Source organism: Shewanella surugensis, from assembly GCF_023284005.1.
Classification (GTDB): Bacteria; Pseudomonadota; Gammaproteobacteria; order Enterobacterales; family Shewanellaceae; genus Shewanella; species Shewanella surugensis.
Genome location: NZ_JAKIKS010000022.1, coordinates 15,369 through 28,835, shown reverse-complemented (window position 1 = coordinate 28,835; position 13,467 = coordinate 15,369). Strand labels below are relative to the sequence as shown.

At 39.2% G+C, this 13,467-nt stretch carries 15 protein-coding genes; 7 read left to right on the top strand and 8 right to left on the bottom strand.

Features of this window, described 5'->3' with window-relative positions:
• Positions 1-5 precede the first annotated feature (5 nt).
• From L2764_RS07655 to L2764_RS07645, 3 genes are all read right to left on the bottom strand, one after another.
• A complete protein-coding gene (locus L2764_RS07655; RefSeq protein WP_248939631.1) occupies positions 6-1,994 on the bottom strand; it encodes an RICIN domain-containing protein in 1,989 nt (662 codons plus the stop codon).
• Positions 1,995-2,294: 300 nt separating this feature from the next.
• Entirely contained in the window at positions 2,295-2,699 is a 405-nt protein-coding gene (locus L2764_RS07650) for a LysR substrate-binding domain-containing protein (protein ID WP_248939630.1), read from the bottom strand.
• Positions 2,700-2,854: 155 nt separating this feature from the next.
• On the bottom strand, positions 2,855-3,184 hold the full coding sequence (locus L2764_RS07645; protein ID WP_248939629.1) for a LysR family transcriptional regulator: 330 nt from the start codon (positions 3,182-3,184) through the stop codon (positions 2,855-2,857).
• A gap of 164 nt (positions 3,185-3,348) precedes the next feature.
• Here L2764_RS07645 and L2764_RS27980 point away from each other — a divergent pair, with 164 nt between their 5' ends.
• Both L2764_RS27980 and L2764_RS07635 read left to right on the top strand, forming a co-directional pair.
• Complete coding sequence (locus L2764_RS27980; RefSeq protein WP_446539677.1) at positions 3,349-3,555, top strand: DUF2798 domain-containing protein; 207 nt, start codon at positions 3,349-3,351, stop codon at positions 3,553-3,555.
• A gap of 251 nt (positions 3,556-3,806) precedes the next feature.
• Positions 3,807-5,024, top strand: a complete 1,218-nt coding sequence (locus L2764_RS07635; RefSeq protein WP_248939628.1) for an MFS transporter — start codon at positions 3,807-3,809, stop codon at positions 5,022-5,024.
• Between the two features lie 70 nt (positions 5,025-5,094).
• Here L2764_RS07635 and L2764_RS07630 read toward each other — a convergent pair whose 3' ends face one another.
• Complete coding sequence (locus tag L2764_RS07630; RefSeq protein ID WP_248939627.1) at positions 5,095-5,715, bottom strand: hypothetical protein; 621 nt, start codon at positions 5,713-5,715, stop codon at positions 5,095-5,097.
• A 577-nt stretch (positions 5,716-6,292) separates the two neighbouring features.
• Positions 6,293-6,643: a rhodanese-like domain-containing protein gene (locus L2764_RS07625; protein WP_248939626.1), complete on the bottom strand. Its 351-nt coding sequence runs from the start codon at positions 6,641-6,643 to the stop codon at positions 6,293-6,295.
• Between the two features lie 454 nt (positions 6,644-7,097).
• On the opposite strand from L2764_RS07625, the gene L2764_RS07620 reads away from it, so the two are divergent.
• Positions 7,098-7,553 carry a hypothetical protein gene (locus L2764_RS07620; protein ID WP_248939625.1) on the top strand — a complete coding sequence of 152 codons (456 nt, stop codon included), beginning with the start codon at positions 7,098-7,100 and terminating at the stop codon, positions 7,551-7,553.
• 46 nt (positions 7,554-7,599) lie between these two features.
• Here the strand turns inward: L2764_RS07620 and yqfB are convergent, their stop codons facing one another.
• Positions 7,600-7,926: a N(4)-acetylcytidine aminohydrolase gene (gene yqfB, locus L2764_RS07615; protein ID WP_248939624.1), complete on the bottom strand. Its 327-nt coding sequence runs from the start codon at positions 7,924-7,926 to the stop codon at positions 7,600-7,602.
• 215 nt (positions 7,927-8,141) lie between these two features.
• Between yqfB and L2764_RS07610 the strand changes: the two genes are divergently transcribed.
• Complete coding sequence (locus L2764_RS07610; protein WP_248939623.1) at positions 8,142-8,351, top strand: DUF2986 domain-containing protein; 210 nt, start codon at positions 8,142-8,144, stop codon at positions 8,349-8,351.
• A gap of 111 nt (positions 8,352-8,462) precedes the next feature.
• Here the strand turns inward: L2764_RS07610 and L2764_RS07605 are convergent, their stop codons facing one another.
• Together L2764_RS07605 and L2764_RS07600 are read right to left on the bottom strand one after the other, a co-directional pair.
• On the bottom strand, positions 8,463-9,983 hold the full coding sequence (locus L2764_RS07605; protein ID WP_248939622.1) for an MATE family efflux transporter: 1,521 nt from the start codon (positions 9,981-9,983) through the stop codon (positions 8,463-8,465).
• 35 nt (positions 9,984-10,018) lie between these two features.
• On the bottom strand, positions 10,019-10,852 hold the full coding sequence (locus tag L2764_RS07600; protein ID WP_248939621.1) for an ion transporter: 834 nt from the start codon (positions 10,850-10,852) through the stop codon (positions 10,019-10,021).
• Positions 10,853-11,052: 200 nt separating this feature from the next.
• On the opposite strand from L2764_RS07600, the gene L2764_RS07595 reads away from it, so the two are divergent.
• The 3 genes from L2764_RS07595 to L2764_RS07585 all read left to right on the top strand — a co-directional run bounded on the left by L2764_RS07595 (position 11,053) and on the right by L2764_RS07585 (position 13,454).
• Positions 11,053-11,547: a L,D-transpeptidase family protein gene (locus L2764_RS07595; RefSeq protein ID WP_248939620.1), complete on the top strand. Its 495-nt coding sequence runs from the start codon at positions 11,053-11,055 to the stop codon at positions 11,545-11,547.
• Positions 11,548-11,564: 17 nt separating this feature from the next.
• Positions 11,565-12,146, top strand: a complete 582-nt coding sequence (locus tag L2764_RS07590) for a VOC family protein (protein WP_248939619.1) — start codon at positions 11,565-11,567, stop codon at positions 12,144-12,146.
• Between the two features lie 372 nt (positions 12,147-12,518).
• Positions 12,519-13,454, top strand: a complete 936-nt coding sequence (locus tag L2764_RS07585; protein ID WP_248939618.1) for a TAXI family TRAP transporter solute-binding subunit — start codon at positions 12,519-12,521, stop codon at positions 13,452-13,454.
• Positions 13,455-13,467: the final 13 nt, after the last annotated feature.

Here is a 13,467-nt window from a genome sequence, read left to right as displayed (position 1 = left end):
CGAGACTACCAAGGTCCGTAGGGCGGCTCATAAATAAAATTAGCCTTCAAGGATTGATCCCCTTTATCCGTCGATATTTGGCAAGCACCACTACCACTACAAGCTCCGCTCCAACCGATAAACCGTGTATTGGCATAATTAGTCGATGCCGTTAATGAAATAATATCTAATGCAACTGGCAAATGAATCGAGCAGTTACCTGTATTGCAGATCGTTACCCCATTATGCTTGATATAGCCCACCTCACCTTGCGTAATAGATAGACCCACATGGAGCCAATCAATAACCTCATCAAAGGCCCTCAACTTTGAAGAAACAGCACATTGCTCACCTTGATCATTAATACCAATCACTTGATAATTAGGGTTATTTATAGATCTTACTTCACCATTCCACATCACCTCACTTTGCTCTGCTAATAAGTGATCATCATTATAAATACGATACAGAGTAGCGCATGTCTCTGCCTCCCACTCTAAATAAACTTTTCCTTCCCCTAGAGATAATAACAAGGAAATATTTTCAGGTAATTGATAGCCTATATATCCATGACCATCATTCGCAACAAAGTCATCATTGAGTTGATTTTCATCCCAATTGCCATCAGGACCTATATAACTGCCGCCCCCACCACCACCCCCTACAGAAAGCCCACCCGATACAGCGCCTGCACCACCACCTGAATATCCTCCACCTCCTCCACCAGCGCTAATTGTACTGATTAATTCCTCAGCAATCCCGTTACCACCTCCACCCACACCAAAAATACCATAATCGCCACCGCTTGGACCTGGATTAATACGCTGATACTCCTGCCATGTGGGCGCAGTATAATTTACGCAAATAGGGTGATAAGCATTGGTTTGATATTCTTGTCCATGAGGACAAAAACTCACCACCCATGTGCTCTTATTCTCAATGATAGTATCTTCATGGCAAGTATTAAGCGTAATATTTGCACCAACATTATTACTTTCACGCGCAATGCATCGCTCAGGTTCGCGTTTTAAATGAAACTGTTTGTTAAAATACACAAAGCGACTGTTATTATTATCGATAGAACACTTCGCCAATATGGCTGACTCAGTATTGTTACCGCTTTGCGAAAATCCTAAGCAATATTGATGATCCGCTGAACTTCTAATTTGCCCTGTAATTGAATCGTAACTCCACTCTTGATTTTCTTGAGAGCCAGTATCACATTTATCCCAATAGTGGATTGTTTGCCCTAGCTCGAACCCTGATTTACTCTTATGAATGCAAGCATTATGCCCTCCACCATAAAAATAACCTCGTAAAACTGGATACGCAGACGCACCACCGCGAGATCCAGAATCATGATCACTATTACGATGTTGATCAGCAGTCACATGCCCCCCTCGGCTGTATAAGCCTCCGCCACCTGCTATCCCAGAGCTTTTATCCGGTCCTTTATTATAAGTACCATCACCACCACGTCCAAATTGTCCACCATCACCACCAGAAAAATCCCCCACCCCTACACCCGCAGAACCATTTTCACCTAACACTCCATGCTTACCTCCTGCTCCCCCCCCCCCAGCCACAAGTAAAGGGTGCCAATCTTCTGTTACAGGATCTTGGTAAAAAATGCCACTGCCACTGCCTCCATGAGCAAAGTTACTCTCGTGATATGAAAGCCCTTGTCCGCCAACAATAAAACGCATTTTAGCACCGACAGGTATTAATTCTCCGATTATAAACTCTCGACCAACGGTTGCACCTACGCCACCATCACTATCACTAGCACCTTTAATATACCCCCCACTACCATCCCCACCTTTCACCTGAAAAAACACACGACTACCTTCAGGCATATCAAGAAAGTAATCATGAACGACACCATCAAACTCAAGCTGACCTTTAACATCTGGGAATCGATCCACTAATATTTCAGCCAAACTAAATAAAGGTAACAAGGCCCCCACACAGAATACGTAATAAATGTGTCTATAAAAAAAGTTAACAATATTCATGTTATGCCTTCATACAATATATTTACTAAACAATTACAGGTAGCATATCAATAACAATGAATACCATCATCCTTGTATTTGTAATGGAATATGTAGATAGTTCACTCTATATATAACGAAAACATACAAACCAAGTGGTTATATAAAAACAAAAACGAACCATGTAAATTACATTAAATTAGATTAATGATTTGAAAATGACAATCTTGTTGACTTCACTTCTTAATGAGTGTCATTTAATCATTAACATCGTTTGCCATTGTTCCCCTTGATGCTTTAATATCATCAGACTTAAAGAAATCATTCACTCTTATTAATAACAAGCCACACATCATTAATATAGACTTTCATATATTCCCGTAAACACTTAGCTTTAACACTCAATAACCGTCCACTTGGCCATACGGCAAACAGTTCACGTTCAGGTCCTCGCCATTGGGGTAATACATGATGCAACAAACCGTTATTGATTTGGGTATTCACTTGGCTCATCGGCAGTAAAACCATCCCTAAACCATCACAAACAAATTGGGTCATTAAACTGATATCATTGGTAATGATCTCTAACTTGGGATACAAGATTTTCTGTTGTGCTGACGCTTCATCCGTTAAATGCCAAACAAGCACACTCGGATTACCGATTAATTGATGTGAGTTCAACTCATCCAGAGTTTGAGGCAGTCCTTGCCGCTTAATATAATCCAATGAGGCTACAATAACCGTCGGCGCTGTTGATACAAATTCGAGTCACTTTGAGGCCCGATCCGCAAAGCCAGATCGGCTTGCGATGACACTAAGTCTTCTAATTGGTTATTTAACAGTATTTCAAATTAGATCTTAGGGTAGGCTTTAATAAAGCATTACCACATAGGCTGTAAGAAGCCAATAGAGATATTCGTGGGTGCCAGCACTTTTAATTTTCCGCTCATATCCGATCGATCGGCGCGCAAATTATGTTGGATGACTTCAAACTGCTCAATTAAATCGGCATAGGCCTGATAATACGTCTCACCTTCTTGAGTTAATACACATTGTCTCGCAGAGCGATTAATGAGCTGACAAGCCAGTCTTTGCTCCAATTTCTGTAGGCGTCTTGTTAAGGTCCCTGCAGACATATTCAATTTTTTAGCCGCATTCGCAAGACTGTGATAACGCACAATATGAACAAACAAAGCCATATCATCAAGCATGGAATTATGATCTCATTTTTGGAATTTAAGATTGATTATATCAGGCTACCTATGAAATTTTCATTTACCTATACTCTAACCACTAACGTAAATTCACTTTATTAAACAAATGGAATGCCCATGACACAACTATGGATAACGGCCGGTTTAAAAGTCACCCAACAATGAAACAACGTATTATTTTTGCCATTATCATGTCACTGTTACTCTCTACGCTCATGACCTTTTGGATTAGCTGGATAAATTTAGGCTGGTCAAATGAATTTGGTTTAACGCCTTCATTCTTGCTTGGCCTGTTGCTGCCGTTATTGCTTTTGTTGTTGGGCCCGAAATACATAAGCTATCCGTTAAATTATCGCAATAAACCATAATGTTCAAAACATTTGACGCTCAACATCCCAAGTTCTGGATAATTCAGGACACTATTGGTATTCAGTATTAATAGAATATCGTAACATAGACGATAATCAAGTCAATTTAAGATGATTTTTCAACGGCTTTGGTATATTTCACTAGAACCACGACGGATGATTGAATCATAGAAGCAGCATATAAAGAGAGTAAGCAAACCAAGTACCTTGCACTATTTGCACTTATTTTTGCAGGTGAGATTATTTTTTCCTTGCCTTTTCATGTTGCCCGATTTTTTAGACCCACCTTATTGGATGTGTTCTCTCTGTCCAATACTGATTTGGGTAATATCTATGCCGTTTACGGTATTACCGCTATGTTGGCATACTTTCCTGGCGGGGCAATAGCTGACTATATCTCGACCCGAAAACTCCTGACCCTCTCTCTTATTGCAACGGGGCTTGGTGGATTTTATTTAGCCCTAATCCCCAATAAAGGGATGTTAGCGTTACTTTACGGCTATTGGGGTATGACCTCTATTTTTCTTTTTTGGGCCGCCATGTTAAAAGCCACACGGGAATGGGGTGATGAGTCAACCCAAGGACGTGCATTTGGTCTACTCGATGGCGGTCGAGGATTTGTCGCGGCAGTTGTCGCTTCACTCGCTGTCTTTCTGTTAAGCCAACTTATTCCAAACGGCCTTGATCAAGCAAGCCCAGAGGAACAAACCAACGCCTTTAAACAAGTCATTTATTTCTATACAACCATGACTCTCCTAAGTGCAGGCTTCGTATGGTGGTTAATCCCTGACGTTAAAGCCACACAAGCAAGCTCAAAACGCCCTTCAATCTTGAATAATCTTAATATTTTTAAACAGCGCAGTGTTTGGTTACAAGCCGCGATTGTCGTCAGCGCATATTGTGGCTACAAAGGTATCGATTATTACAGTTTATACGCTGTCGATATACTCGATCTGGATCCATTAGATGCCGCCAGTTTCGCTTCTCTATCGGCTTATCTTAGGCCAGTGGCTGCCATCGGTGCAGGCTACCTTGCCGATCGCTATTTAGCCAGTCAAGTGATTGCTATTAGTTTTGGAATGATGGCAATCAGCTATCTTATACTGACGGTGATTTCTCCACAGTCACTCAATATCCAATTCATTTACTTAACCTTAAGCCTGACTTTTATCACTGTGTTTGCCGTTCGTGGGATCTACTTTGCCTTATTAGAGGAGAATAAAGTTTCAGCACATCAAACAGGGATCACCATAGGCTTAATATCCGTGATCGGTTTTACCCCTGATGTCTTCTTCGCACCCATAGCGGGTCACCTACTCGATAACTATTCGGGCATTGAAGGCTATCAGTATTTATTTTCACTACTCATGTGTTGTGCTTTGATCGGTATGCTGACGACACTCTATTTGAGAATGGCCATTAGAAGTGAAATCATAATAGAGTCGACAAACCTCCATACAAAGGCTTAATTTTCTGCTTCTATATTCTGAAAGTAGCAATAAGCATCTAAGATATAAGGATAAAACAATATAAGCATAATTAACTTAACATGTTGATCCCACTGTCATTAATGGTGATATCCGAAGAAGCAAGCGCAGCCTCATGATTCGCTAAATAAACACCTGCTTGGGTAATTTGCGTCTCCGCCGTATCAATACGCGTCACAATATCATCTATTGCAGTCGTTTTTGTTTCAATCTGAGTCACAGTCGTCCCGATTTTAGTCACGGTCGAAGCCAGTTCAGTCGCCACAGTCTTTATTGCCGTTGTTGTTGCGGTAATATCGGTATTAATCAGATCCAACTTCGCTTCAAGTGCCTCAAGCTTAGACAATGTTGCTTTAGTTTCTGTCGCTGCCACTTTGGTTAGCGAGCCAAATACTTTCGTTTGTTCCAAATACACTTTTGACGACTTACCTTCTACTCCAGTACGTGACAATGAAAAACTAACAAAATCCAAATCAATGCTAAATTTTGCAGCCGCATTCAGTTCAAATTTTAAACCAAGAGTGGCAGAAACTGACGCTGAAACTTTCACATCATTGTATTGCCCTATAGTAATTGCAGTATAACTCCCAAAGGTATAAACCAAGGTACACTCAGCAACAATTTTTAATCCCAAAAAATCACTGGTCGTGGTTCCGTCTATCTCTGTTGACATATAAAACACCTCATATTTTTATTATTAATCATTTAGCACGTATAAAAAATATTATTGAAAATAACAATTTCTCGATACCATATAGAGGCAAATCAATACATTCAACACTCCTAATATTAAAAGACAAAAGACCAAAAGATACAAGACCAAAGTCTAACGCAGGAAGCATTCCTCATTAGTTAAAATCGAAATAACCCATACAAGCAATTGTTTTATAATAAAATAAGGTGTATTAATCAGTTGGAATGCTTGCTTGAATTATAGACAACCAATACATTAAACTTTATTAATTTGTCACATTATTACTTTATTAAAACCTCCCCAGTTAACTTAACAACTGAAATTAGTTATTTTATTCGTATAAATAAAATAACTAATTTACTCACTTTTACTTAAAATAACAGAAATAAACAATCCCCCATTATATGAAAATAGTAAAATTAATATATTAATATTTCATTGAATAGTAACAAATAGTCTTTAACGACATTAATCATAAGAAATGATGACAAACATGGATAACTTCGCTATTCATGTTTATCAGTATAGGGTTATTAAGCTAAAAAATAAGTATCGTTTAATCAAAAGTGATTTTAATATCCTCAAATTTAGCGGCGATGGCATGCACGTTGGTATAACCCATTTTTTGCAACGATTGCGCGGCTAATGAGGCTCTCCCCCCTCCAGCACAATGAATTAAGATCAATGTGCTGGGATCTGTATACAGTTTAGGCATTTTCATTTCAATTAATCCCCTGGGAATATTCAGAGAATCATTCAATTTTGATTTTTCTGCTGCTTCGGCTTCTCTGACATCTAAAATCACTTTCGCTTCAGAACGTTCATATAAAGCCTGCGCTGAAGCAATATCGAGACAACTTATTTGCAGTTTCGCTTCATCTATCAACATATCGGCAGTTTTAATCATTTTTCATCCTTTATATTATTGCATTCATAACACTTACTTTATTAAAACATACCAACAACACAAATCCTATTAAGGCTCGCTAAAATTCAATAATTTAACGGAATACCTAAACCAAAAAATCTTGACACATGTCTAATATAAATCACATTAACTTAACTGTAACTCATTAATAAATAATAATTATTAAAACAGGGCTGCTACCAATCATCTTTGAACCTCTTCAACAAGATCGAGTACATCAAAATCCTGTTGTTAACAAGAAATCATTGACCCACATTATCACTGTGCTAAAAGTCATTGTAACCACTGACATCATAAACAAGTGATATTTCCCATCAATATCACTTCCACTTCCTAAGCTCTCAATTCACTTAAGCATTATCTCGCTTTCTACTCAGCTAAGCATGCGTTATGCTAGTTGTTAAAATTAGCCTTTTCGATGTAATTATCTGTAATGAACAAACTGATCTTTCTGGTACTATTCACACCCTTGTTATTTGCTTGCAGTAATAAACCTATTCGTCCACAGGATTTTTCTGGGCAAATTACTGACTCATTTATCACTTCTATTGCCGATGACGGTTTAAAGCTGTTTACTTATCGAGTCTCCCTTTCCTCAATAGAGGAAAATATGTCACCGGAAAAAGCGCGAAAAAATAACCCTGCTCAAATGAGCAAGAATAGAAATGAGCAGCTTCCCTCAAAAATGCAAAGAAAGCAGACAGAAAACTCTCTTGAATTACTCACGCAGCAAACAGAATTAGGTTTAAAAAAGACACTGGAAATGACCGATTTTTGCCGTAAAGGTTATATAGAACTGTATCGATTAATTGAAGATACTCGAGGCATGATCAGAGGCGAATGCCTTGAAGGAGCCAATACTCTCGACAAGCAAAAGTTTGGTTCTTAAACCTCACAGCCATTATCCCCAACCCGATAAAAAATAAAGGGTTCAGCTAGCGTGATTCAACCAAGCTGAACTCAATGAGAAAAAGCACGCTGATCCCTGGATAAATCTCCTGAATAAGTGCCTTTAATTGCGCTAATGTCATATTTTCTTGTTCGGCATGGCGCTGTTCAAGTGCATCAAAAGCAACTAATGTCACGCCACGGACGTGAATTTTACAAAATTCCCGGTCACTTTCAAAGGTATAAACATTTAATATTTGGCCTACTTTAACATGTGACTCAGACTCATCACGTAAGGTAATAGTCTTGCGTTTAGCCAAAATATCCGCTTCAAAACGCTCGAAAAATGAGATATTATTCATTGACTTTGTCATTATTGTTGCTCATTAAATAAAACAATCGCTAAGATACAATAATCGAAACCCAAAACGCAATAACAAACGATGATCTGCTCCCCTTCAATCCCCTTAAGGGTGAGATATTAAAAAACGCTTAAACCCAATCCAAATACAGCTGTGGCGAGAGTCTCGTCTTTCAGGTAAAATTAACGTAATTAGGTAAATCAATGTGGCGTCATACATAGAAGATTATGAACAGAAAACAAAAGATTATTAAAAAAACGGCAAAACGTGCGAAAGCAAGACTCAATAAACATACGCCGCCTACCATCAAAAAATATGTGTCTAAAGCCGAACGTACGGCTAATCAAGCATTAAAAGAAAAAGAAGCATTACTCAACCCAGTCGATGATGCTTCCCCAACGCCAACGGACGAAGAGAACACCAATGCTGAAAAATAAACAGCGTTAAAATATCATCACCCAAATGACCTGAAGAGATGAGATTCAGGTCACGGATCCCTTTCTTAACCTCTCATCTTAACCGCTTAGCCCTATAATTTATGATTTATTTTACTTGAAACGTGACTTATCATTGACGCGGATTAATTCAATGCTGGCATCACAGTCTTGCTCTTCGGTTAATTGCGCCATTTGTGCACAAGAGGAAGACAACGGGTTTTGGCTCGTCACACAAAAATCAGCTTCTTCTTGCGTGTTTATCTCTTCAACCTCAGTAACATCACCATGCTGCTGTAATTTAGCATCGTGAGCAGCATGCACTTTATCGACTAATCGATAAGCCATCCAAATGCCTACAATACCAAAAACTATCGAGCCCAAAGCTTGCCCAATGAGTACCCCCTGTATTCCCCCCCATTGAGCGCCAAAATAGACAAAAGGCACAGTGCCTAAGCTGGCTTTTCCTAAATTCAATACCGTTGAATATTTCGCTTTACCTAAGTTATTAAAAGAGGCATTGGCTACAAATAATGCCCCTGAAAAGACAAAAAATATCGCTATATATCGACAGAAAAAATCAATAATCTCGGCAGCATCGCCTTTCATATCAAACAAAATAATGATTTCTTGCTTCAATAAAAATAAAACAAGTGATACCACCACCACATACACAACACAAAATTGTAATGCCTTAGTCAATGCCTCTTTGACACGCATGAAAGATAACGCGCCGTAATTTTGTCCCACTATCGGCCCTATCGCACCTGATAAAGCGAAAATCATACCGAATGATACGGGAATTAATCGGCCTATCACCGCCCAACCCGCCACATAACCATCACCAAAATCGGCAATAGTATGGGTGATGACGCCATTACCGATAGGGGTGGCCACATTCGTTAACATGGCAGGTCCAGCAATGCTGAAAATAGGCTTAAGATCGGCGATAAAATCATGCCGACTAAAGCGACTCACTAATTGATGTTTAATAATAACCCCCTTTCCTGCGACCAACAGAACAGCAAGACGTGCCAGTACTGATGCAATCGCCGCGCCTTCGATATTCATCGCTAAAGCAAAGATAAAAATGGGATCTAAAACAGCGTTGACGCCCCCTCCCACCAAGGTCGATATCATCGAGAGTTTTGCATCCCCTACAGCACGTAATGCAGCCCCGAAAGACATGGCTAAACAAATAACAGGCAATGAAGGGACAAGAATATACAAGTAACTGGCTGCGAGTTCGGCCGTTCGTCCTTTCGCCCCAATGAGTGCCAGTAACTCAGGAATAAATAACATGACAATAAAAGCCACCAAAAGACTAATAATCACCGTCACAACGGCACTATTCACCAGTAATCGTTTAGCCTGATCCACTTTCTTCGCCCCAATAGAACGTGAGACTAAGGCACCAAGAGAAATCGATAAACCTATCCCTATCGCTGTGGTGAAAAAAGAGATGGTTCCGGCATAGCCCACCGCAGCTGCGAGCTCTAATTCTCCCAGTAAACTTAAGAAGAACATGTCCAATAAGTCAACGATAAATAAGGCTGAAATACCCACTGCAGCTGTTGAACTCATGACTAAAATATGCTTTAAAATAGGTCCTTCTACAAACTTGGCCGCTGCCATATTGTTCCTTTTATTCATTATTATTATTTTTATTTTCAAACAACATCTTGTAATTCGTTACCGCATTGATTACAAAAACCTGCATCGGTTTCATGCCCTAACTTTAAACAATTACTGCAGCGTCTTAGATCTCTATTTCTGCGCATTTCTTGTGAAATTTCAGCAGTAATAATCCCTGTTGGGATTGCGATAATAGAATAGCCTATTAACATTGTTAGCGCGGCGATGCCTTGCCCTAATTCAGTGACTGGAGTGATATCACCATAGCCCACTGTTGTAATCGTCACTATGGTCCAATAAATGGATTTAGGAATGGAAGTAAAGCCATTATAAGGGCCTTCAACGGCATACATTACAGACCCCAACACTACCACAATTAGACTTACGGAGAAGAAAAACATAATGACTTTACGAGAAGATTGCGTCAACGCTTGTAATAGTACATTTCCTTCACTGAGGTAACGCAGTAATTTGAGTACCCTAAAAACCCGAAATAATCTTAATATACGGATAACCATACTAAAATTGGCACCGGGGAAAAACAAAATTAAATAGCTAGGTAAGATGGATAAAAAATCGACAACCCCATAAAAACTCTTAGCATATTGCCAGCGATTTGTTGAACAATATAAGCGGATAATATACTCAACGGTGAACAATACAGTAAAGAACCATTCCAACTGTAAAATCATCCCACCATAGGCACTATGAATAGACACTATCGTATCGAGAAAAACTAAAGCGACGCTTAATATAATGCAAATGATTAAACAAATATCAAAATAACGCCCCTGTGGCGTATCAGTACCAAAAATGATCCGCCTTAAATACAGTCGAATACTCGACTCTTTATTTATCTCTTCTGACATACCGATATGCCCCCTTTTTAAAAGACAAACATACTAACAAAAAATAAAAGTGTGCAATGACTTTTTATCTTGCTAAATAACAAAAAAAATCAACTATGATTAATGGAGGAAATTTTCTTGCTCAAGTATTGAAACTCGTATTTTTACTCGGTTTGAGTATAATAAGATTAATGTTAGCACTCCCTTATCGGATATACTCTATGCCACTACGTTTTTATGCTTTTATTGGGTTATTCATCCTGTCATTATCGGCACAAGCCAGTTCCCCAAATAAAGCAGATTTAGTGGTCGTAACCAAATCAACCTTACAGCTTGCTGTCTTTAAAAAAGGAAGATTGCTGAAACAATTTCACATCGCATTGGGCGGTAACCCTATTGGCCCTAAGCGAAAAAAAGGCGACAAACGCACCCCAGAAGGTCGTTATCTACTCGATTATAAAAAGTCAGACAGTGCTTACTATCGTGCCATTCATATTTCATACCCTAATGATGACGATTTACGTCAATCACAGCTCAATGGTCAAGATCCTGGTGGACAAATAATGATCCACGGGCAAGATCCTAATTCATCAATTTCGGCACGCAAAAGACAAAAATTCAATTGGACCGATGGCTGTATCGCTCTCACCAATAAGGATATTGATGAGCTGTGGCAATTGCTTGATGCTGGCACGCCCATTGTCATCCACCCCTAATATAGAATATTTAATCAATGACTTCGATTATTCACTACGCAGAACTTGTGCAATCTTGGCCCTCATTCTCAAAAAAAATCCAGTCTTTTATGGACGAATTGGGATTCACTGCGCTTAAATTAAATTGCGATCATGCCGCAATCCGAATCAATCATCTCGATATTGCCGAGCAACTTAAAAACCATGCTCATGAATATGGACAGATTATTTCTGAGAATAATATCAATGGTCGCCCGATTTTAATCATCCAGCTCAACCAAGCTCTCATTATTGGCGACGTAAATGTGCATTATTTAGAGCTGCCTTTTCCAAACGACAAACATTACCCTGTCGAAGGCTGGGAACATATCGAGCTTGTTTTTCCTTCAACAGCCCCTGATTGCCAAACACTGAGTGATGAATTACAACAAGCCTTACCCGCTTTAGCGCCGATCATGGCAGGTCAAAGTGATATCAAGATAAAAATGAGTTCACCTAAAGGCGATAAGGAACGACTCGCCAATCCCACCCTTGCCTTTAAAAAAGACCATATTTGTATCAAGATCCACCCACATCATATTAAAGACATTATCGCTTCAGAAGCCGCTAAGCCTGAATAAGTCATCACTGAGACAAATCAGACATCTTCAACTCTGTTAAAACGAGTTGAAGATGAAAAAAACAACGATTACTGCACCAATAAAAAACATTTTAATTACAAGTAAACATCAATACATCGATCATTTGACTTCCACTTTAAAATTAACAAACGTATTATCCCTCATCGAAAACGGGTTATACCTTTATAATTTATCTTTAATTATCATTCGCTAATACTTCATACTCTTTCTTTCATCATTCCATTTATCACCCCCTTTTCTTTTTATTATCAAATCAATTCATCTTGAAGACATTGGGTTACAGATTGACTGAAATAAACAAAAAGCTTATACATTAAAGAATAATTAATAATACACCTTGGAGTCCTCCTCATGATTGCGCTGTCTAAACATATCGCTTTTGCATTACTGCTTGCCCTGTCTATTCCTGCAACCGCTGAGACTTATACCATAGGGACGGGTAATCAAAGTGGCACTTATTATCCCCTCGGTGGCATGCTAGCCAAGCTATGGTCAGAGAATATTCCCGACTTTGACATGCGAGCAGAAGTCACCTCGGCATCTGTTGAGAATATTGTTAAAGTGGCCTCAGGTCGTGAGCTTGCAGGGATCAGTATGGGCAATGTCATGGAACAAGCCATTGAGGGAACCAAACCTTTTCCAAGAAAAATGGATGTTGCGGTATTATTTGCGTTATATCCTAATTTAGTGCAATTTATTGTGCCTGCCAACTCTGATATCAACAGCATTGAAGATTTGAAAGGCAAACGTGTGTCTCTGGGTGCACCAGGTTCAGGAACCCGGATCAGTGCTATCAATATTTTAAGTATTTTAGGCATCGATAAAAACGATATGGACAGCCAAGCACTCAATTATAGCGCCACCACACGTGCCCTTGCCAATGGCCAAATCGATGCTGGAGTAATTGTCGGTAGCTTAGGTGTCGGCGCTATTACTGAGTTATCATTAACACGCAATGTACGCATCTTATCTTTCTCTGCCGCCGAACTGGCTAAAATATCCACCGCTAACCCTGCTTATTATACGTATTCGGCTCCCGCAGGTATTTATAATGATGTGGGTGCTTTTATGGTACCTGCGGTTTGGAACGTATTACTGGTCAATAAGAATCTTGATAATAAATTAGCTTATGAAATGACCAAGGTGACTTTTGAACATATCGATGAACTGCGTAAAGCCATCAGTGTGACGCAATCGACCACTGTCGATAATATGGATGAATTAGCGGGTGTTTCATTACATCCTGGCGCTCAAAAGTATTTCGACGAGCATAAAATCCAGCAGTGATCAATTAAACCGA

Bases quoted from the DNA above. Each gene is read 5' to 3' on its own strand.
- L2764_RS07645 (WP_248939629.1), bottom strand. From the start codon at position 3,184: ATGCTTGATGATATGGCTTTGTTTGTTCATATTGTGCGTTATCACAGT.
- L2764_RS07600 (WP_248939621.1), bottom strand. From the start codon at position 10,852: ATGTCAGAAGAGATAAATAAAGAGTCGAGTATTCGACTGTATTTAAGG.
- L2764_RS07620 (WP_248939625.1), top strand. From the start codon at position 7,098: ATGAACAAACTGATCTTTCTGGTACTATTCACACCCTTGTTATTTGCT.
- L2764_RS07605 (WP_248939622.1), bottom strand. From the start codon at position 9,983: ATGGCAGCGGCCAAGTTTGTAGAAGGACCTATTTTAAAGCATATTTTA.
- yqfB (WP_248939624.1), bottom strand. From the start codon at position 7,926: ATGACAAAGTCAATGAATAATATCTCATTTTTCGAGCGTTTTGAAGCG.
- L2764_RS07610 (WP_248939623.1), top strand. From the start codon at position 8,142: ATGAACAGAAAACAAAAGATTATTAAAAAAACGGCAAAACGTGCGAAA.
- L2764_RS07595 (WP_248939620.1), top strand. From the start codon at position 11,053: ATGCCACTACGTTTTTATGCTTTTATTGGGTTATTCATCCTGTCATTA.
- L2764_RS07585 (WP_248939618.1), top strand. From the start codon at position 12,519: ATGATTGCGCTGTCTAAACATATCGCTTTTGCATTACTGCTTGCCCTG.
- L2764_RS07625 (WP_248939626.1), bottom strand. From the start codon at position 6,643: ATGATTAAAACTGCCGATATGTTGATAGATGAAGCGAAACTGCAAATA.
- L2764_RS07655 (WP_248939631.1), bottom strand. From the start codon at position 1,994: ATGAATATTGTTAACTTTTTTTATAGACACATTTATTACGTATTCTGT.
- L2764_RS07630 (WP_248939627.1), bottom strand. From the start codon at position 5,715: ATGTCAACAGAGATAGACGGAACCACGACCAGTGATTTTTTGGGATTA.
- L2764_RS07590 (WP_248939619.1), top strand. From the start codon at position 11,565: ATGACTTCGATTATTCACTACGCAGAACTTGTGCAATCTTGGCCCTCA.
- L2764_RS27980 (WP_446539677.1), top strand. From the start codon at position 3,349: ATGAAACAACGTATTATTTTTGCCATTATCATGTCACTGTTACTCTCT.